Origin of the sequence: Streptomyces longisporoflavus (assembly GCF_014649775.1) — a bacterium.
Lineage (GTDB): Bacteria > Actinomycetota > Actinomycetes > Streptomycetales > Streptomycetaceae > Streptomyces > Streptomyces longisporoflavus.
The window spans coordinates 151,257-171,177 of sequence record NZ_BMTR01000012.1; the positions used below are offsets into that span (position 1 = coordinate 151,257).

A 19,921-nucleotide genomic window follows, 5' to 3' on the forward strand; every position below is an offset into this window, starting at 1 on the left:
GGGCGGAGTGCTTTGCGGTGCCGCTGCTTGCAGGTCCGCCGCTTCGCGGCGGGTTTTCCCCCGCCCGCCCACCCGGCACTCCGGGTAATCGGGTGGGTGGGTGGGAGACTCCGCCGCGAAGCGGCGGCCAGGGCGCACCCACGACGACCTCAGCGACAACAACCGCGGCTGCACCGGCCGGCCCCGCCCAACGACGGCTACGACTCCCGCCCCGGCCCCCGCCCAGGGGGCTGCTCCGGGCTCCGCACAGGACCCCGCTCCGGCCCCGCCAAGGGGCGGCCTGGCCACGGCCCCCGCACAGTGCCCCGCCCCAGGCCCCGCTAAAGGCCCCGCCCGGACCCGCCCCGCCCGGGCCCACCCCGCCCAACGGCCTCCAAAAACTCCAGCCGGTTGCCCACCGGATCCTCCGCGTAGAAGCGCCGGCGCCCCGGCAGGGCGTGGTCCCAGGTGACGGGGACGCCCCGCGAGGTCAGTTGTTCCGCGTACGCGGAGATGTCGTCCACCCGCAGCCCCGGATGCGCCTTCCTCGCGGGGCGGAACTCCGCCTCGACGCCGAGATGCAGCTCCACCGCGCCCGCCCCCGCGACGAACCAGCACCCGCCCCGCGAGGCAAGCTCCGGCGGCTTGGGGACCTCGGTCATGCCGAGCACCCCGCTGTAGAAGGCCCGGAGCAGCGCCTCGCTCCCGGCGGAGCCGCCAGCTGGACATGGTCGACGGACGTCAGAGGCATGGGTCAGCCCGTCCGGCGTGCCACGGCGAACACCCGGCGGAAGGGGAAGACCGTGCCGGCGGCGCTCGCGGGGTACGCCTCGCGAAGCAGCCCCCCGTACTCCGCGAGAAACGCCTCCCGCGCCCCCGCGTCATCCGCGAGGGCGGTCAGCACGGGCCGCAGCCCCGTGCCCTTGACCCAGTCGAGAACGGGGTCCTCCCCCTCCAGGAGGTGCAGGTACGTCGTCTCCCACGCGTCCACCTCCACCTCGACCCCGCACCCCACCCCCGTCCCCGACCCCACCGAAACCAGCCGCTCCAGATAGGCCGTGGGCGAGAGCACCGCGTCCGCGTGCCGCAGCCGCCCGCCGAGCCGGTCCCGCCACCGCTCGGACTCGCTCAGTTCCCGCATGAGGACATGGCTCGGGGCGTCGAAGTTGCCGGGCACCTGGAAGGCGAAGGTCCCGCCGGGGACCAGCGCCGCCACCCAGGCGGGGAAGGAGTCCGCGTGACCCGGCACCCACTGGAGCGTGGCGTTGGACAGGATCAGGTCGTACGTCTCCTCGGGCGGCGCCCATTCCGAGGCGTCCGCCGCGGCGAAGTCCAGGCGTCCGCCGCCGGGCGTGGGTCCCGCGAGGCGCTCGGCCTGCTCCAGCATCTGCTCGGAGTTGTCGAAGCCGGTGATGTGCGCCGCGGGCCAGCGCTCGGCGAGGAGGCGGGTGACGTTGCCGGGGCCGCAGCCCAGGTCCGCGATGCGCGGTGGGCGTCCCCCGGCGGCGGGGAGCCTGGGGACGCGGGCCAGCAGGTCGACGAAAGGGCGGGCCCGGTGGCCGGAGTGGCGCAGGTACTGGCCTGGATCCCAGGTGGGAGCGGGGGCTGCGGGCATGGAGCGGGACCTCCTGGACGAATCGCGAACTCCGCGCCGTACGACTTCGTAAAGCTCCGTACGATCGCCGTACCGCCATCCTCGACCCCGAAGTATCTTGACGTCAAGAGACTTCACGTCGACAGACCCCCTACACTGATCGTCATGGAGGACGAGGTCGACCGTCTGGTCGCAGCATGGCGCCGGGAGCGCCCTGACCTCGACGTGGAACCACTCGAGGTGCTCAGCCGCGTCAGCAGGCTCGCGCGGCATCTCGACAGGGCCCGTCGGCTCGCGTTCTCGGAGCACAATCTGGAGCCGTGGGAGTTCGACGTACTGACGTCGCTGCGGCGCGCGGGCTCGCCCTACCAGCTCTCGCCCGGACAGCTCCTCACCCAGACCCTGGTGACGTCCGGCACGATGACCAACCGCATCGACCGCCTCGCGAAGAAGGGCCTCGTCGAGCGGCTGCCCGATCCGAGCGACCGGCGGGGCGTGCTCGTGCGGCTGACCGGCGAAGGGCAGGACCGCGCCGACCAGGCCCTCGCCGGTCTCCTCAAGCAGGAGCGGGCGATCCTCGCGGAGCTCTCGCGCGCACAGCGCGGCGAACTCGCCGCGCTGCTACGCCAGTTGACCGCCCCGTTCGACAACATCCCCGGCTAGGTCGACGGGGCCGACCCCGGCCCTGCGCGCCAGCGCGACGGCCGCGAGCGTGGAGTGGACGCCCAGCTTCCCGAGGACGTTCTGCATGTGCGTGCGGACGGTGTGCGGGGAGAGGAAGAGACGCTCGGCCACGGCCTTCCTGCCCAGGCCCGCCACCATGCAGCGAAGGACCTCGCGCTCGCGCGGGGTCAGGGACTCCACCAGGCGCTCGGATTCCGTACGGTGCTTGCGCGCGGCGGTGAGTTCGCGCAGGACGCCGGTGAGCAGCGCGGGCGGCAGATGGGTCTCCTCCCGCAGCACACCCCGTATGACCGTGAGGAGCCGGGACAGCGAGCAGTCCTTGGCGACCCAGCCCGAGGCGCCGGCCTGCAGCGCGAGGGCGGCCCTGCGCGGGTCGTCCTTCTCGGCGAGCACGACCGTACGGACCATGGGCTGGCCCGAGCGGACCCCGGCCACCAGGGAGATGCCGTCCACCAGACCGTCGGCGTTGCCCTCCTGCACGGAAGGCGCGGGCCTGACGCCCTGCACGGCGCTCGCGGACGCGCCCAGATCGGCGTCGACGAGCAGCACGTCGTATCTGCGCCCCTCGGCTATCGCCCGCTCCAGGCAGCGCAGTGCGGCCGGGCCGCTGCCCGCCGCGGACACGTCGACGTCGGGCTCCGCCGCCAGTGCCGCTGCGAGCGACTCGGCGAAGATGCGATGGTCGTCGACGACCAGGACTCGGATACGAACCACTGAAACCCCCTCCCCCAGGCTCTCCTCGGAGAGCAGGGGATGCCCCATCGTCGGAGTACGTACGGTGCGGGTACGACACTCGGAACGGGAGTCACCGCAGTCGCACGGCCGCCGCCGAGCTGTGACTGCCACCCCCATCGCCGGGCGTCGTACCCGACTGTCTCGCCCCCTGATCAGTGCCGGCCCCCACCGGCACTGCCACTCAGAGTAGGGCCGCACGGCAGGAGCGGAAGGTAATTTACAGAACTGACTGGCCAGCGCGTTTAGGGTGAGCCGTATGTTTCGTATTGAGACAGGAGTCGACAAGGAGCGGTTCGCTCTTCTCCTCGCCGGCCTCCAGGCGTCCAACACCGCGGCCTCTCCGGTGATCCGCTCGCTGCGCGGAACGCCGCAGGATCGTGAATCACCGCTGGCCGTCTGGCTGTTGGAACGCACGGAGGGTCTCGTCGGCGGTCTCGCCGGTCACACCTGGGGCCGCTGGCTCCACGTGAACCACCTCTGGGTCAGCGAGACCCACCAGGGCGCGGGCCTGGGCGCCCAGCTGCTCGCGGAGGCGGAACGCATCGCCCGGGACGACCGGGACTGCCTCAACTCCCGCGTGGAGACATGGGATTTCCAGGCTCCGGGTTTCTACCGCAACCAGGGCTACGAGGTGGTGTCGGTCATCCCGGACTACCCCGAGGGCGCGAAGGAGTTCACGCTCACGAAGAAGCTGGCCTGAGGCAGCAGCCGGCCGGAGCCGGTCTCACGCCAGCCGCCGCGCCCCCGCCGAAGGCACCGCCGGGAACACTCGTGGGGCTGTGTGGCCCGCCGCCGTGAAGGCCTCCAGGACGGACTTCGTCACCGGCTCCGCGTCGACCTCCTCCACCAGGACGATCGCCGAGCCGCCGAAGCCGCCGCCCGTCATGCGGGAGCCGAGCGCGCCTGCCGCGTTCGCGGAGGTCACCACCAGGTCCAACTCCTCGCAGGAGATGCGGAGATCGTCGCGGAGCGAGGCGTGGCCCTCGGTCAGGACGGGGCCGATCGCGCGGACGTCGCCCGCGTCGAGCAGGCCGATGACCTGTTCCACCCGGTGGTCGTCGGAGACGACGTGGCGGACGTAGCGGCGGATCTTTTCGTCCGTCAGTTTCTGCAAGGAGGAGGGGAGTTCGGCGTACGGCACGTCTCGCAGGTGGGAGACGCCGAGGATGCGCGCGCCCTCTTCGCAGCCTGCCCGCCGCTCGGCGTACGCCCCGTCGCCCAGTTCGTGCTTGACGCGGGTGTCGACGACGAGGAGTTGCAGGCCCTGCGCGGCGAGGTCGAAGGGGACCTGCCGTGTCGTGAGGTCGCGGCAGTCCAGGTGCAGGGCGTGGCCCTCGGTGGCGCACGCGGATGCCATCTGGTCCATCACGCCGCACGGCACGCCGACGAAGGCGTTCTCGGCGCGCTGGGCGATGACCGCGAGCCGGGGTGCGTCGAGGCCGAGTTCGTACAGGTCGTTCAGGGCGAGCGCGGTGACGACCTCCAGGGCCGCCGACGAGGACAGGCCCGCCCCGGTCGGCACGGTCGACGCGAGGTGGATGTCCGCGCCGCCCGAGACCTCGTGGCCCGCGTCCCGCAGCGCCCACACCACCCCGGCCGGGTAGGCGGCCCAGCCGCCCTGCCCGTATTTCGAGAGGGGGGTGAGGTCGTCGACGCGCAGTTCGGCGACCGGGGCGTCGATGTCCGCCGAGTGCAGGCGCAGGACGCCGTCCGTGCGGCGCGCCACCGCCGCCACCGCGGTGTGCGGCAGGGCGAGCGGCATCACGAAGCCCTCGTTGAAGTCCGTGTACTCGCCGATGAGGTTGACCCGGCCGGGGGCCGACCAGACCCCGTCCGGCTCGTACCCGTACAGCTCGGCGAACTGGCCCGCTACGTCCATCAGTTTCCCCTTCAAGCCCTGCCCTGCCGGCGCCGGGCGGATTATCGCTGGGCGAACGCCCACGCGTCGGCGACGATGCCCGCGAGGTCCGCGCGGGTCGGATTCCAGCCGAGCCGCTCCCGCGCGGTGGCCGCGGAGGCGACGAGGATCGCCGGGTCGCCGCCGCGGCGCGGGGCCGTGACCTCGGGGATCGGGTGCCCGGTGACCTGGCGGACGGTCTCGATGACCTCGCGCACGGAGAAGCCGTTGCCGTTGCCGAGGTTGCAGATCAGGTGCTCGCCGGGGGTGGCGGCGTCGACGGCGAGGAGGTGCGCCTGCGCCAGGTCCGCGACGTGGATGTAGTCGCGGACGCAGGTGCCGTCCGGGGTCGGGTAGTCGTCGCCGAAGATCGAGATCGCCTCGCGCTTGCCCTGCGCGACCTGGAGGACGAGCGGGATGAGGTGCGACTCGGGGTCGTGCCGCTCGCCCTGCTCGCCGTAGGCCCCCGCCACGTTGAAGTAGCGCAGGGACACCGCGCCCAGGCCGTGGGCCGCGGCCTCCCCGGTGATCATGTGGTCGACGGCGAGCTTCGACGCGCCGTACGGAGACGTCGGTGCGGTCGGGTCCGTCTCGGTGATGGGGCTGCTGACCGGCTCGCCGTACGTCGCCGCCGTGGAGGAGAAGACAAGCTTGCGCACGTCCGCCTCGCGCATCGCGGCGAGCAGCGCCATCGTGCCGCCGACGTTGTTGTCCCAGTACTTCTCGGGCTTCACGACGGACTCGCCGACCTGCGAGAAGGCGGCGAAGTGCAACACGGCGTCGTAGGAGGAGTCCAGCCACTTGGCGGCATCGCGGATGTCGCCCTCGATGAACTTCGCGCCGGCCGGGACGCCCTCGCGGAAGCCGGTGGAGAGGTTATCGAGGACGGTCACCTCGTGCCCGGCCTCGATCAGATGCTGGGCCACCACGCTTCCCACATAGCCCGCCCCGCCGGTGACCAGGTACTTACGGCTCATGAACTCGCTACCTCTCGCAGTCGCTGGGCCGCGGCTTCCGGCGGCACGTCGTTGATGAACACGCTCATGCCGGATTCGGAACCCGCGAGGAACTTCAGCTTGCCCGAAGTGCGGCGAATGGTGAAAAGCTCGAGGTGGAGCGCGAAGTCGTCCCTATTGACCCCTTCGTGCTCGTCGAGCGCACCGAAAGGCGCCTGGTGCCAGGCAGCGATGTACGGCGTGAGCTGACCCTCTTCACCGAAGATCCGGTCGAAGCGCCTCAACAGTTCCAGATAGACCTTGGGGAATTCTGTGCGTGCCGCCTCGTCAAGGCCGAGCAGGTCCGCGACGCGGCGCTTGGGGTAGAGGTGCACCTCGTAGGGCCAGTGCGCGGCGTGGGGGACGAACGCCACCCAGTGCTCGGTCTCCAGGACGACGCGTTCGCCCGCCGACTCCTCGGCCACGACGTCGTCGAAGAGGTTGCGGCCCGTCGACTCCTTGTGCGCGGCGAGGGACCCGAGCATCAGGGACGTACGCGGGGTGACGAAGGGGTACGCGTAGATCTGCCCGTGCGGGTGGCCCAGGGTCACGCCGATCTCGGCGCCGCGGTTCTCGAAGCAGAACACCTGCTGGACGGAGGGCAGGTGCGAGAGCTCGGCGGTGCGGTCCGTCCACGCGTCCAGGACCAGGCCGGCCTGCTCCTCGGTGAGGTCGGCGAAGGACGAGTCGTGGTCGGAGGTGAAGCAGACGACCTCGCAGCGTCCGGCGTCCCCGGCCAGCGAGGGGAAGCGGTTCTCGAAGACCACCACGTCGTACGAGGAGTCGGGGACCTCGCTCAGCCGGTCATCCTGCGAGGGGCAGAGGGGGCACTCGTCGGCGGGCGGGTGGTAGGTGCGGCCCTGGCGGTGCGACGCGATGGCGACCGCGTCGCCCAGGAGGGGGTCCCGGCGGATCTCCGAGGTGGTGGAGATGGGGTCCAGGGGCCTTCGGTCGACGGCGTCGCGCACGGCGTCGTCGCGCGAGTCGTAGTAGATGAGCTCACGACCGTCCGCGAGACGGGTCGAGGTCTTCTTCACGTCCGGGGCTCCTCACCAACACCCACACCCAACATAACCGAACATAACAAATCACAAGCCAACAGTGTCGTCAATCCCCCGTCGAGGCGAGCCGCAGCCCGCGCGTGTGGCTATGCGTCCGATCACAATCCAACAAAGAACACCAAAAGAAGTCTTCAGTTATTGAAGGTGGACGCGTAGGTTCCGGTCTGATCAGTTCGCGCAACGAAGCGAGTTCCCCATGCAGTCCCCCACACAGACCCTGGCCGAGGGACTTCGGCTGCCCACCAACGGCCTCGACTACGCGATCCTCGCGATCTACTTCGCCGTCGTGCTCGGCATCGGCTTCGCCGCCCGGCGCTCCGTGAAGACCAGCCTCGACTTCTTCCTCTCGGGCCGCTCCCTGCCCGCCTGGGTCACCGGTCTCGCGTTCGTCGCCGCCAACCTCGGCGCCACCGAGATCCTGGGCATGGCCGCGACCGGCGCGCAGTACGGTGTCGCCGTCGTCCACTGGTACTGGATCGGCGCCATCCCCGCGATGGTCTTCCTCGGCCTCGTGATGATGCCGTTCTACTACCGCAGCAAGGTCCGCTCGGTCCCCGAGTACCTGCTCCAGCGCTTCGACAAGTCGGCGCACCTGCTCAGCTCGGCGCTCTTCGCGTTCGCCGCGATCCTCATCGCGGGCGTGAACCTCTACGCCCTGTCGATCGTCGTCGAGGCGCTCCTGGGCTGGCCGCAGTGGGTGGCGATCGTGGTCGCCGGTTTCTTCGTCCTGGCGTACATCACCATCGGCGGGCTCTCCTCGGCGATCTACAACGAAGTCCTCCAGTTCTTCGTGATCCTGGCCGCGCTCATCCCGATCTGCGTCATCGGCCTGAAGAAGGTCGGCGGCTGGGACGGGCTCTCCGGCTCCCTGGAGAAGTCGCACGGCGGTGACTTCATGACCGCCTGGGGCGGCACCGGCATCGGTGACGCCAACCCGCTGGGCGCGAACTGGCTGACGATCATCCTCGGCCTCGGCTTCGTGCTCTCCTTCGGCTACTGGACGACCAACTTCGCCGAGGTGCAGCGCGCCCTGTCCGCGAAGAACCTCTCCGCCGCCCAGCGCACCCCGCTGATCGCCGCCTTCCCGAAGATCTTCATCGTCTTCCTGGTGATGATCCCCGGCCTGGTCGCGGCCGTCCTCGTCCCGAAGATCGGCACGGCGGGCTCGGACCTCACCTACAACGACGCGATCCCGTACCTGATGCAGGAACTGCTGCCCAACGGCGTGCTCGGCATCGCGGTGACCGGTCTGCTCGCGGCGTTCATGGCGGGCATGGCGGCGAACGTGTCGTCCTTCAACACCGTCTTCACGTACGACATCTGGGCGAAGTACGTGGTCAAGGACCGCGAGGACGGCTACTACCTGAAGTTCGGCCGTCTGATCACCGCGATCGGTGTCCTCGCCTCCATCGGGACGGCCTTCATCGCCTCGTCGTTCTCGAACATCATGGGGTACCTGCAGACGCTGTTCTCCTTCTTCAACGTCCCGATGTTCGTGGTCTTCATCATCGGCATGTTCTGGAAGCGGGCCTCGATGAAGTCCGGCGTGTGGGGCCTGGTCGCGGGCACCGGCGCCGCGATGGTCAACTACTTCTACATCTACAAGCAGGGCGTCATCGACATCCCGACCGACCAGGGCGCCAACTTCGTCTCGGCGATCGTCGGCTTCGTCGCCGGTGCCGTGGTGATGGTCGCGGTCACGCTTTTCACCGCGCCCAAGCCGGAGGCCGAGCTGGCCGGTCTGGTCTACGGGACGGCCTCACCGGGTCTCGAGGAGCCGCCCGCCGAGGGCGACGACGCCTGGTACCGCAAGCCGGCGCTGCTCGGCTGGGGCGCCATCGTGCTCGCCGCGCTCTGCTACGTCCCCTACTCGTTCTGAATCCGATCGGAGGTCTGAAAGAACATGTCTGAACTGCACAACGAAGTCTCCGAGCTGGAACGCAAGTCCGCCACGGCGGCCCGCCTCTTCGACATCCGGCGGATCATCGGCGGTCTGTTCGTCGTCTACGGAATCATCGTCACGATCGCCGGAATCTCCCCGTCCGACGCCGACCTGAACAAGGCCGAGGACATCAACATCAATCTGTGGACGGGCCTGGCCATGCTGGCGCTCGGCCTCTTCTTCCTCGGCTGGCTGTGGCTGCGGCCCACCCCGCCGCCCGCCGAGGCGCCGGAAGGCGAGTAACTCCCTCGCGACACCCCACGTCGGGGCCCGTGTTCACTGCTGCGGTGACTCGGGCCCCGTCGGCGTCTCCACGTCGTTCGCATAGGCCGCCACGGGCCGCTCCGCGCGGTCGAGGAGCCCCGTCCGTGCCGCGAGCGCCGCCGCTTCCAGGCGGGAGCCGACGCCCAGTTTCATCAGGACGCGCTGCACGTGTGTGCGCGCCGTGCTGGGCGCTATGCCCATTCCGGCGGCGATGAGCCGGGTGTCCTCGCCGTCCGCGACCCGCACCAGGACCTCGACCTCGCGCGGCGTCAGCATCTGGAGGAGCCGCTGCCCCTCGTCGTCGGGCTGCGCGGCCGGATTGAGCAGCTCGCTGAACGCGCCCTGGAGCAGCTGCGGGGCGACGGCCGCCTCGCCCGCTCTCGCCTTCATGATGGCGCGCTCGACGCCCTCGATGCGCTCGTCATGGCGTACGTAGCCGGAGGCGCCGGAGGCGAAGGCCGCCGCGATGCCGCGCGGGCTCGGCACCGGGCCGAGCACCACCACGGCGACCTGCGGGCGCTCCCGCTTGATCTTCACGACCGGATCGAACATGCCGGGCTCCGCGGGTGTCGCCGTGCCGAGCAGACAGACCTCGGGGGCCCGGCTGATGACCAGCTCCGCCGCCCCGGCCGCGGGCGCGGCCGCGGCGAGCACCCGGTGCCCGCGCAGTTTCAAGGCCGAGGCGAGTGCCTCGGCGAGCAGTCGGTGGTCGTCGACCACCATCAGCCGCACACCCATCGAGCAACCCCCCAGTGTTCCCCACGGTTCCCCCACGGATCGAGGGCCCCCCGGCCCCGCACCCACTTATGCCCCGGAAGCTACACGCTTGTTCGACGTCGCGCGCCCCCTACCGGTGAGAAGCGGCCGGTAATGCCGAAATCCCGGCCATGGACGCGTGCGCGTCAAAACGTGCGTACGAAAGGTCGTACGGGGAGAACGAAACGGCCCCGCTCCCTTCGGGGAACGGGGCCGTCCGGCGCGTACGCGGAGGTCACGGGGTTTACTGGGCGACAAATCCCAGAGCCGTGTACTCCTTCTCGTCCTTCGAGTACGGCTTGCTGATCAGCTTCTTGCCGAGATACAGCTTGCCGTTCCCGTAGAGGAGTTCGTTCGATTTCGGCACCATGCTGCTGATCGCGCTGCCGACCGATTCGGCGGCGGGCGTCTCCAGGAGCTTGGTCTCCTTCATCGTCTTGCCGTTGAGCGAGACGACCTGGGCGCCCTTGTCGTATCCCGCGTCCTTGTACGCCAGGATGTTGCCGCCGTCCATGCGGATCGGGAACATCTCGCCGTTCTCGCCCGCGTCGGCGCGGTCACCCGTGGTCTTGCCGGTCTCCAGCGAGAACGAGATGATCTCGTTCGTCTGGCTGTAGCCGTCGCCGCCGCCCTTGTGCTGACGGGTCGGGACGTAGAGCTTGTCGTTGCCGACGGCCAGCGAGCTGCATGCGTAGACGACGTTGACCTCGCAGTCGTGGTCGTACTTCCCGTCCGGCAGCGAGATCTTGGCGCGGAGGTTGCCCTTGTCGTCGAGCGAGAACGCGTCCGTGACGCCGCTCGCGGTGATCTCCTGGGTGTCCTGGCCGAAGACGACCGGGCGGGTCGAGATGATCTTGGCGTTGTCGACGCCCGGCGTCACCGGGTACGTCCACTTGGCGTCGCCGCTCTCGGGGTCGAGGAGCTGGATCTTGAGCTTCTCGTCGCCGTAGTCACCGCACTTCTGGACGGCGACGAGCTGCTCGCCGCCGGCGTAGCCCTCGTCCTGGCACTCGTCGCCCACGGTGGGCTCCCACAGGAGCTTGCCCTTGTCGGCGATGTCAAAGGCGGCGCCGCCCGCGCTGGAACCGACCGCGACGGTGTTGCCGCTGATGGTGAGCTCTTCGATCCGGGCCTTCGAGCTGCCCTCCTCGATGGACTTCGTCCAGAGCTTCTTGCCTTCCTTCAGGTCGACCGCGGAGATCTGCGAGCAGGTCTGGTGGTCGCCCTTCTTGGTCCGCTTGGCCTCTTCGTAGGCGACCGCGACGACGCCGTCCTTGGTGACCTCGCGCGATCCGGCGCAGGTCTGGCCCGCAAGGGGCAGCGTCCACAGCTCCTTGCCGTCGGTGGGGTTGTAGCCGACGATCTCGTTGACGCCCGCCTTGGCGTACACGTCATCGGTCAGCCAGGAGCCCGCGACGCTCCACACGTCGTCCTTGGGCACCTCGGGCTGCGGGATCTGCATGGAGACGGTGGCGCTCGTGTTGGCCGGGACCTTCTCCGTACCGGGGCCGCCCGCGGCCTGCTCGCCGCCGCCCTTCTTCCCCTCGCCGCCCTTGCCGCCGCCGGTCGAGCCCTCGGAGCTCGCCTCGGTGTCGTCCTTGCCCGAGGTCGAGGCGTAGAAGACACCGCCGCCGACGATCAGCGCGATCGCGACGACCGCACCGATGATGATCTTCATCTGGCCGCTGAGCTTCTTGCCGCCCGATCCGGGAGCGCCGGCCTGCGGGGCCATCGGCATCGTGCTCGGCTGCTGGTAGGCGCCGTACGGCGGCTGCTGCCCGTACGGGGTCTGCTGGCCGTACGGCTGCGTCGGCTGGCCGGGGTAGCCGTACCCCTGCGGCTGGCCGGGGGGCGGGGTGCCGGGGGCCTGCGGCGCCTGCGGGTAGCCGTAGGTGGGCTGGCCCTGCGGCTGGCCCTGCGGCTGGCCCGGCGGCGGCGGGGGCGGCGACTGCGGCGGCGGACCGACCGGGGGCTGGCCCGCGGGCTGCGTCGGCGGCTGGGCCGGCGGCGGGGTCTGCGGGTAGCCGTACGACGGGTTGTTCGGCTCGGGAGCCTTGCCGAAACCGCCCGGCGGCGGGTCCTGGGGAGCGCCGAACCCTCCCGGCGGCGGGTCCTGAGGGGCGCCGAACCCGCCCTGCGGGGGCTCGTTGGGCGGCTGGGGCGGCTGGGTCATGACGTCGATTCCTTGGGGACGAGAGATGAACTAAGCGACAAAGAGGGCGGATTGCCCGCCGGAGAAGATCACTTGCCGTAGGCCAGCATCAGCTTCTCCTGGCCCTTTGCGCTGCCCGAGAGCCGCGTGGTCGAGATGTAGAAGCGACCGTCCACGTAGTCGATCGCCTTGGAGTAGAAGCCGCTCTCGATCTCCGAGGTCCCCGAGGGGTTCTTCAGGAGCGTCTTCGGCTTGTGAGAACCCGAGAGCGGGATGGAGACGACCTGGCCGCCGGAGTCGTACGAGGGGTTGACGTATCCGATGACCGCGTCGCCTTCGACCTTGATCGGCAGCATCGATTCATCAGCCGGCGACTTCGTGCGCCAGGCTTCCTTGCCGGTGTTCAGGTTGATCGCCACGACCTCGTTGGGCCCTGACGTCGCATCGGTCGGCAGGTAGAGGTTCTTGTCGTCGGTCGTGGCGCCCAGGCAGCCCTGGAGGCTGCCGCCGAGGAACGTCGAACCGTCACACTCGGGCGCGAACTTCTCGTCGACGCCGACCTCGGAGCGGGTCGCGCTGCTGTTGGGCTTCAGCGTGGTGATGTTCCACTGCTTCTTGTCCTCATTGGTGAGGTACACGATCGTCGGGCTCTCGGAGTAGATCCGGCCGATCTTCCAGCCCTTGGGGAACTTCTTCGTCCACACGGCCTTGCCGCTCTTCGGGTCGAGCTGCTGCAACTCGTCGTGCTCCGTGGGCGAGCTCGCCCCGCACGAGTAGGCGACGAGCATCTTCTTGCCGCCGGCGAAGCCGCTGGGGAAGCAGGTCCCCGGGTCCTTCTTGTCGGCGACGAAGAGCTCCTTGCCGTCGCTCAGGCGCAGCGCCGTGCCGGACTGGGAGCGGCCGACCATCAGCGTGTCGCCGGTGAGGGACAGGTCGGTGCTGAGGGACATGTCGAAGAGTCCCTCCTCCTTCACCGGCTTGACCCAGCCCTTGCTGCCGTCATCGAGGTCGACGATCTGGATCTGGTTGCACTTGGCGTCGTCCTTCTGGCCGTCCTTGTAGGCGACGACGATCTCGTTGTCCTTCGAGATCTGCGGAGTCGTGCCGCAGATCTTCTGCGGGAACTTGATCGTCGGCCAGGCCTGGTCGCCGGTCTTGACCTTGTAGCCGGTGATCTCCTTGAAGGCCGCCTTGACCGCGATGTCCTTGTGGACCCACATGCCCTTGGCGTCGGCGCCGGAACCGGGCACCTTGGGCGCCTCTTTGTACCAGAGCACCTTCGACTCGCCGGGCTGCCGGCCCGCGTTGAGGTCTTCCGCGCCCTTGTCGCCGTCGCCGTTCCCGTCGCCCGGATTGACCGGGGCGGAGCCGCTGGCCTTAGGGTCGTCGCTCTTGCCGGCCACGGGCTTCTTCTTGCCGGGGTCGTCGTCACCGCCGACGACCGCCCAGGCGACACCGCCGATGACGAGCGCCGCGGCTGCCACGGCCGCCACGATCAGGCCGGGCTTGCCCTTGAAGGGGTTCTTGCTGCCGCCGCCGGGCGGGGTGCCCGGCGCTCCGGGGCCGCCGGGGAACTGCTGCTGCGGGTAGCCGTACTGGGGCTGGGCCGCGTAAGGGCCCGGCTGCGTGGGCTGGCCGTAGGGGCCCGGCTGACCGGGCTGCGTGGGCTGGTTGTAGGGCCCGGGCTGGTTGTACGGTCCGGACTGCGGGTAGCCGTAACCCGGCTGGGGCGCGGGCGGAGTCTGCGGGTAGCCGTAACCGGGCTGCGGCGCCGGCGGCGTCTGCGGAGCCCCGGACGGCGGGGTCTGCGGGGCCTGCGGCGGCTGTGGTGGCTGGGCGGGTGGCTGCGGCGCTCCCTGCTGCGGATCCTGCGGAGCTCCGAAACCGCCGGACGGCGGCTGGTTGGGCGGCTGAGACATCAGCGCTTCCCCCTTCACTGATTTTTCGGCACGCCAAGTGGTGCTCAGGCGGACCTTTCTATCACCCTGTCCCACTAGCACAACTGACCGGTCCGTCCCCTGTTCCCAAGGGAGGACCGGCCTGTGATACGTCCGTTACGAGACCTCTACGCGCTCTCCGCAAGCTCCAGCCAGCGCATTTCCAACTCGTCGCGCTCGCTCACGAGTTCGCGCAACTCGGCGTCCAGTTTGGCCACCTTTTCGAAGTCGGTGGCGTTATCGGCGATTTGGGCGTGCAGCCATGTTTCCTTCGTGGACATCTTGTCCAGCTGCCGCTCGATCTTCTGGAGTTCCTTCTTCGCGGCGCGGGCGTCGGCGGAGGAGACGGTCTTCTGCGGGGCGGCCGGTGCGGAGGATCCAGAGGACCCCGGGGACCCCGACGACTTGGCGAGAGGAGCCGCGGGGGCACCCGCGTCCGCCATCCGCTTGCGCCGCTCCAGATACTCGTCGATGCCGCGCGGCAGCATCCGCATCGTGGCGTCGCCGAGCAGCGCGAAGATCTTGTCGGTGGTGCGCTCCAGGAAGAACCGGTCGTGGGAGATCACGACCATCGACCCCGGCCAGCCGTCGAGGACGTCTTCGAGCTGGGTCAGCGTCTCGATGTCGAGGTCGTTCGTCGGCTCGTCGAGGAAGAGGACGTTCGGCTCGTCCATGAGAAGGCGAAGCAGCTGGAGCCGCCGCCGCTCACCACCGGAGAGGTCGCCGACGGGCGTCCACTGCTTCTCCTTGTTGAAGCCGAACGTCTCGCAGAGCTGCCCCGCGGTCATCTCCCGGCCCTTGCCGAGGTCGACGCGCTCGCGCACCTGCTGCACGGCCTGCAACACCCGCAGCGTCGGGGAGAGTTCGGCGACTTCCTGTGACAGATAGGCGAGCTTGACGGTCTTGCCGACCACCACGCGCCCCGCCTCGGGCTGTACGTCGCCGTCCGTGCGCTGCGCCTGCGCCATGGCCCGCAGGAGAGAGGTCTTGCCCGCGCCGTTGACACCCACCAGGCCGATGCGGTCGCCGGGGCCGAGCTGCCAGGTCAGATGCTTCAGGAGCACCTTCGGCCCGGCCTGCACGGTCACGTCCTCGAGATCGAAGACGGTCTTGCCGAGCCGGGTCGTGGCGAACTTCATCAGCTCACTGGTGTCGCGGGGCGGCGGCACGTCGGCGATGAGTTCGTTGGCGGCCTCGATGCGGTACCGCGGCTTGCTGGTGCGGGCGGGGGCGCCGCGCCGCAGCCAGGCGAGTTCCTTGCGCATCAGGTTCTTGCGCTTGGTCTCCTCGGTGGCCGCGATGCGCTCACGCTCGGCACGCGCGAAGACGTAGTCGGAGTAACCGCCCTCGTACTCGAAGACGGAACCACTCTGTACGTCCCACATGCGGGTGCAGACCTGGTCGAGGAACCAGCGGTCGTGCGTGACGCAGACGAGCGCCGAGCGCCGGGTGCGCAGGTGCTCGGCGAGCCAGGCGATGCCCTCGACGTCGAGGTGGTTGGTCGGCTCGTCGAGCACGATCAGGTCGGGCTCGCCGATGAGCAGCTTCGCGAGCGCGATACGGCGCCGCTCGCCACCGGAGAGCGGTCCGATGACGGTGTCGAGCCCCTGCGGGAAGCCCGGCATGTCGAGCCCGCCGAAGAGGCCGGTGAGCACGTCGCGGATCTTGGCGTTGCCCGCCCACTCGTGATCGGCGAGGTCCCCGATGACCTCGTGCCGCACGGTGGCCGCGGGGTCGAGGGAGTCGTGCTGGGTCAGCACGCCGAGCACGAGACCGCCGTTGTGCGTGACCCGCCCGGAGTCGGCCTCCTCCAGCTTGGCGAGCATCCGGATGAGGGTGGTCTTGCCGTCGCCGTTGCGCCCCACGACGCCGATCCGGTCCCCCTCGGACACGCCGAGGGAGACACCGTCGAGCAGGGCACGCGTGCCGTACACCTTGCTGACTGCCTCGACATTGACCAGGTTGACGGCCATTAACGCTCCAGGGAAGGGGATCGATCGACCTCCAGCGTAGTCGCCCGCCGGGGGCGGCCTTCGCGCGCTCCGGAGTGCGGGGGCGATCACTCTTTGTGATGACGATCGCGCGAACCGACGGCTACCGTTGAGACGCCGACTGAAGAATCCCGTCCATGGGAGGAACCATGACCGCCGAGCCGATCTCCGAGCCGACGCCACAGTGGCCGGTGCCGCCGCGGGAGGGCTGGACCGTGGACGACCTGCACACGTTGCCCGGCCTCCCGCCGCACACCGAGTTGATCGACGGGAGTTTGGTCTTCGTGAGCCCGCAACGGGACTTCCACAGCATCGTCATTGACCTGTTGATGACCGGGTTGCGCCGCACGGCACCCACCGAACTGAGAGTGCGCCGGGAAATGACGGTGGTCATCGACCGCAGGAACGGCCCCGAGCCGGATGTCTCCGTCGTCCGCAAGGAAGCAATCAAGAGCCGCACCCAGACGTTCTTCCCCGTAGCCGACGTGTTCCTGGCCGTCGAAGTCGTCTCCCCTGACTCGGAGTCCCGCGACCGCGACACCAAGCCCCACAAGTACGCCGCCGCCGGCATCCCCCACTTCTGGCTGGTCGAGATGGCAGGCGGGGACCCGGTCGTCCAGGTCTACGAACTCGGCAAGGCATCCGGAACGTACGCTCTGACCGGAATCCACCACGACCACCTCAAGATCAACGTCCCGTTCGACATCGACATCGACCTCACCGCCATCGACGAGCTGTAGGCGCCCGCTCCACGAGCAGCCACCCGGCCAGCGCCATGCCCACCGCCACCGGCGCCGTCACCCGCACCGCGACCAGCATCGCCGTACGCCCTTCGAGCAGGCCCCCGAAGCCGACCATCGACAGCCCGAGCACCCCGAAGAGGCAGAGCGTGACGCCCACGGCGGCTGCCGGGGCCGCGCCCGGCGTTCTCGTCAGCTCCCCTGCCGCGACCGGCTTCTCGAAGCGGCGGAATGCCGCGACAAGGAGAGCGGTGAGCGCCGCGGCCGCCGTCATCCGCAGCGGCACCTGCGACCACCACTGCGCGGTGGCCGGCTCGGGCAGCCGCACGTCCGCCGCGATCAGCACCCCGTACACCCCGAGCATCGCCGTCAGGTGCCACAGGAACGCCGTCATCGAGACCCCGTTCGCCGCCACCACGCCCCGCCACACCCGCGGCCGCGCGAGCCACCGGGTCGCGGGTCCCCGCAGCAGCTCCACCGCGCCCACCAGCCACACGCCGTGGCAGAGCAGGGCGAAGGTCGGGGGTGCCATGTTCGAGACGCGCTCGCCGGGCATGCCCACCATGGAGAGGGGGTACGGGCCGAAGGCCACCAGGGCCGCGGCTCCCGTGAGACCCGCCACCGCCATGGCCGCGGGCACCCGCACCCGCAGCCTGCCGTCCGCCCGCAGGAACCCGAGCTGGTGCACGGCGAGCCACACGAAGGCGAAGTTCAGGAACTCCACGTACGGGACGCCGAACGCGAAGCGCGCCAGGTCCACCGCCCCCGCGGCGAGCACCAGACCCCCGAACGCGCCCCAGCCGTACCGCTCGTGCAGCCTCAGGAGCGGCGGTGTGAACGCCACCATCGCCAGGTAGATGCCGATGAACCACAGCGGCTGGGCGACAAGACGCAGCGTCACATCCAGCAACGCACCGCCCTCGCCCGCGAGTTGGACCGCCAGAGCGACGACGCCCCACACCCCGATGAAGACCATCGTCGGCCGCAGCAGCCGTTGCAGCCGCGCCCGCAAGAACGCCGAGTAGACGGAAGTCCCGGGTGCCTTGCGGCTCAGGGAGCGGTACGACAGCGCGTGCGAGAAGCCGCCGACGAAGAAGAACACCGGCATGATCTGCAACACCCAGGTGAGCGGTTGCAGGTCCGGCACGACGGCGAGGAGGTTGCCGACCTCGGTGCGGCCGTCGTCCCCGACGGTCACCGCCGCCATCAGCCAGTGGCCCACGACGACCGTGCCGAGGGAGGCGACCCGCAGCAGGTCGATGTACCGGTCGCGCCCGGTGGGCGTCCTCCCGGCCAGTTCACGAACGCTTGATCCCATGCACGTACGGTCGCGCGCACCGCACGTCCCGCGTCAGCGCGCACGTACTCAGATCGGCGCCTGAGTACGTGCCCCTCTAGAGGATCGTGGCGCCCGGCGCCGGGGAGTCGGCCACCCGGGCGGTACGGCAGGTGCCGGAGGCCGAGAGCGCTTCGGCGACCCGTCGCGCGGACTCCGCGTCCGCGGCCAGGAACGCCGTCGTGGGCCCGGAGCCGGAGACGAGCGCGGCGAGTGCGCCCGCGTCCGTGCCGGCGGCGAGGGTCGCGGCGAGCGACGGGAAGAGCGAGAGGGCGGCGGGCTGGAGATCATTGGCGAGAGCGCCGGCGAGGGCCTCGGCGTCACCCCCGCGCAGGGCGTCGAGCAGCGCGGGGGACGCCTCCGGAGCGGGGGCGTCCGGGGTCAGCCGGTCGAACTCGCGATAGACGGCGGGCGTGGAGAGGCCGCCGTCGGCCACCGCGAACACCCAGTGGAATTCCCCGCCGACCTCCAGGATCTCCAGCTTCTCGCCGCGCCCGGTGCCGAGCGCCGCGCCGCCGACCAGACTGAACGGCACGTCGCTGCCCAACTCGGCGCAGATGTCGAGGAGTTCGTCCCGCGAGGCCTCGGTCCCCCACAGCGCGTCGCACGCCACGAGCGCGCCCGCGCCGTCCGCGCTGCCGCCGGCCATGCCGCCCGCGACGGGGATGTCCTTGGCGATGTGGATGTGCACATCGGCCGTACGTCCGTGGCGCGCGGCAAGGAGTTCCGCGGCCCGCGCCGCCAGATTCGTACGGTCGAGGGGGACTTGCGCGGCATCGGGCCCCGAGCAGGTCACCCGGAGCTGCTCGGCGGGCGTCACGGTGACCTCGTCGTAAAGACCCACGGCGAGGAACACGTTCGCCAGATCGTGGAAGCCGTCCGGGCGGGCGGCCCCCACCGCGAGCTGGACATTGACCTTGGCGGGGACCCGTACGGTCACACTCCGGTCCTGGCTCACGCTCCGGCCCCCTTGTGCTCGGCGATCCGCGCGAACTCCTCCACGGTCAGCGCCTCGCCGCGCGCCTGCGGAGAGACTCCGGCGGCGACGAGCGCCGCCTCCGCGGCTGCCGCCGAGCCCGCCCAGCCGGCGAGCGCGGCGCGCAGGGTCTTGCGGCGCTGGGCGAAGGCCGCGTCGACGACGGCGAAGACTTCCCTCTTCGAAGCGGTGGTCTTGACCGGCTCGGCGCGGCGCACGAGCGAGACGAGGCCCGAGTCGACGTTCGGGGCGGGCCAGAAGACGTTGCGTCCGATGGAACCGGCGCGCTTCACGTCGGCGTACCAGTTCGCCTTCACGGACGGCACGCCGTACACCTTCGAGCCGGGAGCGGCGGCGAGGCGGTCGGCTACCTCGGCCTGCACCATCACGAGCGTGCGCTCGATGGTGGGGAAGGTGTCGAGCATGTGCAGCAGGACCGGTACGGCGACGTTGTACGGGAGGTTGGCGACCAGGGCGGTCGGGGCGGGGCCGGGCAGCTCTCGTACGAGCATGGCGTCGCTGTGCACCAGCGCGAAGGAGCCGGCCTTGGCGGGGAGCCGGGCCTCGATGGTCGCCGGCAGCGCTGCCGCGAGGGTGTCGTCGATCTCGACGGCGATGACGCTGTCCGCGGTGTCCAGGAGGGCCAGGGTCAGCGAGCCGAGCCCTGGACCGACCTCGACGACCACGTCCTCCGGGCCGACTTCCGCGGTGCGGACGATGCGGCGGACGGTGTTGGCGTCGATGACGAAGTTCTGGCCGCGCTGCTTGGTCGGGCGTACGCCCAGGGCAGCGGCCAGTTCGCGGATGTCGGCGGCGCCTAGCAGGGCACCGGGCTCACTGTTGCTCACGGCACCACATTACGGGCCCCTGGGCCTGTGACGC

General features: G+C 70.2%; 17 protein-coding genes and 1 pseudogene. 5 read left to right on the forward strand and 13 right to left on the reverse strand.

Features of this window, described 5'->3' with window-relative positions:
• Positions 1-320 precede the first annotated feature (320 nt).
• Both IE226_RS24660 and IE226_RS24665 read right to left on the reverse strand, forming a co-directional pair.
• Positions 321-730, reverse strand: a pseudogene (locus IE226_RS24660) (VOC family protein).
• A gap of 3 nt (positions 731-733) precedes the next feature.
• Positions 734-1,594 (reverse strand): trans-aconitate 2-methyltransferase, encoded by an 861-nt coding sequence (locus IE226_RS24665; RefSeq protein ID WP_190083534.1) that lies wholly within the window; start codon positions 1,592-1,594, stop codon positions 734-736.
• A gap of 144 nt (positions 1,595-1,738) precedes the next feature.
• Here IE226_RS24665 and tamR point away from each other — a divergent pair, with 144 nt between their 5' ends.
• The gene (gene tamR, locus IE226_RS24670; protein ID WP_190083535.1) at positions 1,739-2,236 is read left to right on the forward strand and encodes a MarR family transcriptional regulator TamR; all 498 of its coding nucleotides are present in this window, start codon (positions 1,739-1,741) and stop codon (positions 2,234-2,236) included.
• On the opposite strand, the gene IE226_RS24675 is transcribed toward tamR, so the two are convergent.
• A complete protein-coding gene (locus IE226_RS24675; RefSeq protein ID WP_160505515.1) occupies positions 2,195-2,971 on the reverse strand; it encodes a LuxR C-terminal-related transcriptional regulator in 777 nt (258 codons plus the stop codon). The two genes, tamR and IE226_RS24675, sit on opposite strands and share 42 nt — an antisense overlap.
• Positions 2,972-3,248: 277 nt before the next feature.
• On the opposite strand from IE226_RS24675, the gene IE226_RS24680 reads away from it, so the two are divergent.
• Positions 3,249-3,692: a GNAT family N-acetyltransferase gene (locus IE226_RS24680; RefSeq protein ID WP_190083536.1), complete on the forward strand. Its 444-nt coding sequence runs from the start codon at positions 3,249-3,251 to the stop codon at positions 3,690-3,692.
• 24 nt (positions 3,693-3,716) lie between these two features.
• Here IE226_RS24680 and galK read toward each other — a convergent pair whose 3' ends face one another.
• From galK to galT, 3 genes are read right to left on the reverse strand one after another with little or no spacing between them, the layout of a single operon-like run.
• Positions 3,717-4,871, reverse strand: coding sequence for a galactokinase (gene galK, locus IE226_RS24685; RefSeq protein ID WP_190083537.1), 1,155 nt, complete (start codon positions 4,869-4,871; stop codon positions 3,717-3,719).
• Positions 4,872-4,912: 41 nt separating this feature from the next.
• The gene (gene galE / locus IE226_RS24690; protein WP_190083538.1) at positions 4,913-5,866 is read right to left on the reverse strand and encodes a UDP-glucose 4-epimerase GalE; all 954 of its coding nucleotides are present in this window, start codon (positions 5,864-5,866) and stop codon (positions 4,913-4,915) included.
• Positions 5,863-6,921 (reverse strand): galactose-1-phosphate uridylyltransferase, encoded by a 1,059-nt coding sequence (gene galT, locus IE226_RS24695; RefSeq protein ID WP_190083539.1) that lies wholly within the window; start codon positions 6,919-6,921, stop codon positions 5,863-5,865. Before galT ends, galE begins: the two co-directional genes overlap by 4 nt.
• 220 nt (positions 6,922-7,141) lie before the next feature.
• On the opposite strand from galT, the gene IE226_RS24700 reads away from it, so the two are divergent.
• Together IE226_RS24700 and IE226_RS24705 are read left to right on the forward strand one after the other, a co-directional pair.
• Entirely contained in the window at positions 7,142-8,824 is a 1,683-nt protein-coding gene (locus IE226_RS24700) for a sodium:solute symporter family protein (protein ID WP_190083540.1), read from the forward strand.
• 24 nt (positions 8,825-8,848) lie between these two features.
• Positions 8,849-9,130: a hypothetical protein gene (locus IE226_RS24705; protein WP_190083541.1), complete on the forward strand. Its 282-nt coding sequence runs from the start codon at positions 8,849-8,851 to the stop codon at positions 9,128-9,130.
• 33 nt (positions 9,131-9,163) lie between these two features.
• On the opposite strand, the gene IE226_RS24710 is transcribed toward IE226_RS24705, so the two are convergent.
• From IE226_RS24710 to IE226_RS24725, 4 genes are all read right to left on the reverse strand, one after another.
• On the reverse strand, positions 9,164-9,889 hold the full coding sequence (locus tag IE226_RS24710) for a helix-turn-helix transcriptional regulator (protein WP_190083542.1): 726 nt from the start codon (positions 9,887-9,889) through the stop codon (positions 9,164-9,166).
• 262 nt (positions 9,890-10,151) lie between these two features.
• Positions 10,152-12,080 carry an outer membrane protein assembly factor BamB family protein gene (locus IE226_RS24715; RefSeq protein WP_190083543.1) on the reverse strand — a complete coding sequence of 643 codons (1,929 nt, stop codon included), beginning with the start codon at positions 12,078-12,080 and terminating at the stop codon, positions 10,152-10,154.
• Between the two features lie 68 nt (positions 12,081-12,148).
• On the reverse strand, positions 12,149-13,978 hold the full coding sequence (locus IE226_RS24720; RefSeq protein ID WP_190083544.1) for an outer membrane protein assembly factor BamB family protein: 1,830 nt from the start codon (positions 13,976-13,978) through the stop codon (positions 12,149-12,151).
• A 146-nt stretch (positions 13,979-14,124) separates the two neighbouring features.
• Positions 14,125-15,969 carry an ABC-F family ATP-binding cassette domain-containing protein gene (locus tag IE226_RS24725; protein WP_190083545.1) on the reverse strand — a complete coding sequence of 615 codons (1,845 nt, stop codon included), beginning with the start codon at positions 15,967-15,969 and terminating at the stop codon, positions 14,125-14,127.
• Between the two features lie 167 nt (positions 15,970-16,136).
• Here IE226_RS24725 and IE226_RS24730 point away from each other — a divergent pair, with 167 nt between their 5' ends.
• Complete coding sequence (locus IE226_RS24730) at positions 16,137-16,727, forward strand: Uma2 family endonuclease (RefSeq protein WP_190083652.1); 591 nt, start codon at positions 16,137-16,139, stop codon at positions 16,725-16,727.
• On the opposite strand, the gene IE226_RS24735 is transcribed toward IE226_RS24730, so the two are convergent.
• The 3 genes from IE226_RS24735 to rsmA form a co-directional block, all read right to left on the reverse strand.
• Positions 16,705-18,045: an acyltransferase family protein gene (locus IE226_RS24735; RefSeq protein ID WP_190083546.1), complete on the reverse strand. Its 1,341-nt coding sequence runs from the start codon at positions 18,043-18,045 to the stop codon at positions 16,705-16,707. The genes IE226_RS24730 and IE226_RS24735 overlap by 23 nt on opposite strands.
• Before the next feature lie 76 nt (positions 18,046-18,121).
• Positions 18,122-19,021: a 4-(cytidine 5'-diphospho)-2-C-methyl-D-erythritol kinase gene (locus tag IE226_RS24740; RefSeq protein ID WP_190083547.1), complete on the reverse strand. Its 900-nt coding sequence runs from the start codon at positions 19,019-19,021 to the stop codon at positions 18,122-18,124.
• Positions 19,018-19,887, reverse strand: coding sequence for a 16S rRNA (adenine(1518)-N(6)/adenine(1519)-N(6))-dimethyltransferase RsmA (gene rsmA, locus IE226_RS24745; protein WP_190083548.1), 870 nt, complete (start codon positions 19,885-19,887; stop codon positions 19,018-19,020). Before rsmA ends, IE226_RS24740 begins: the two co-directional genes overlap by 4 nt.
• Between the last annotated feature and the right edge of the window lie 34 nt (positions 19,888-19,921).